2 protein-coding genes are annotated in these 1,227 nt (G+C 77.3%); both read left to right on the plus strand.

The features are described from left to right. Positions 1-321, plus strand: a 321-nt coding sequence (locus PPSIR1_RS41385) for a 2Fe-2S iron-sulfur cluster-binding protein (protein WP_232296646.1), incomplete at its 5' end; no start/stop codon positions are given. Next, positions 318-1,227 (plus strand): NAD(P)/FAD-dependent oxidoreductase (locus tag PPSIR1_RS41390; RefSeq protein WP_006977322.1); only part of this gene is annotated, 910 nt, incomplete at its 3' end. The genes PPSIR1_RS41385 and PPSIR1_RS41390, both read left to right, overlap by 4 nt.

Genomic DNA, 1,227 nt, shown 5'->3' on the forward strand with positions numbered 1-1,227 from the left:
ACCTCCCCGAACGACTGCTGCGCGAGGCCTCCGATGCCGCCTGAGACCTGCACCATCGTCGTCGACGGCGCGACCCTCGAGGTCCCCGCCGGCGCCAGCTTGGCGGCCGCCCTGGTCGCCGCCCAGCGACCCACCCGGCGCTCCGTCGGCGGTCTGGCCCGGGCCCCGCTGTGCGCCATGGGCAGCTGCTTCGAGTGCACCGTCACGATCCAGCGCGGCGAGGGTGCGCTCCCCGAGCGGGCGCGGGCCTGCCTCGAGCCCTGCCAGCCGGACCTGCGCGTCGAGACGGGCGTCGACGCCGAGCCGGAGGTTCGCCCGTGAGCCGCGTGGTCGTGGTCGGGGCCGGACCCGGCGGGCTCGCCTGCGCCGTCGAGCTGGCCGAGGCCGGCTCGGGCTCGGTGATGCTCGTCGACGAAGGCACGGCCCTCGGCGGTCAGATCTGGCGGCGCGACGTCGCGGCGCCCAAGGCCCCCGAGCCAGCCGCGCGCAAGACCCAGTGGATCGCCCGCGCCGAGGCTCAAATCAAAGCCAGGCGCCTCGATTACCGGGCGCGCCACGTCGCCGTGGATGGCCGCGCCGATCCCCTGAGCCTCGATCTTCAGCCCCTGCGCGCGGGCGGATCCCCCGAGCGCGTCCACGCCGACGCCCTCGTCCTGGCCTGCGGCGCCCGCGAGCGCTTCCTGCCCTTCGCCGGCTGGACCCGCCCCGGCGTGTTCGGGGTCGGCGGGCTCCAGGCCCTGGTCAAGCAAGGCCTGCCGGTCGCGGGCAAGCGCGTGGTCCTGGCCGGCAGCGGCCCGCTGCTCCTGGCCGTCGCCGCCGACCTGCGCGCGCGCGGGGCCGAGCTCGTCGCCCTGGCCGAGCAGACCCCCCGGCGCGCGATGATCGGCCTGGGCGCGGCGGCCGTAGGTCAGCGCTCCAAGCGGGTCCAGGCGGCCGAGCTCGCGGCCCGGCTCGTCGGCGTCCCGCGGCTGTGGTCGAGCTGGCCCGTCGAGGCCCTCGGCGCCGACGCGCGCCCCGACAGCCCCGCGACGGCCCTCGTGGTCACCGACGAGCGCGGCCGAGAGCGGCGCCTCGAGGCCGACTACTTTGGCTGCGGCTTTGGCCTGATCCCCGAGCTTCGCCTCGCGCAGGCCCTCGGCTGCCTGCGCAGCCCAGAGCCGAAGTCGCTCGACGCCGGGCTGCGCGTCGACGCCGACCAGGCCACGAGCGTCCCCGGGGTCTACGCCG

The sequence above is a fragment of the Plesiocystis pacifica SIR-1 genome (genome assembly GCF_000170895.1).
GTDB classification, from domain to species: domain Bacteria; phylum Myxococcota_A; class Polyangia; order Nannocystales; family Nannocystaceae; genus Plesiocystis; species Plesiocystis pacifica.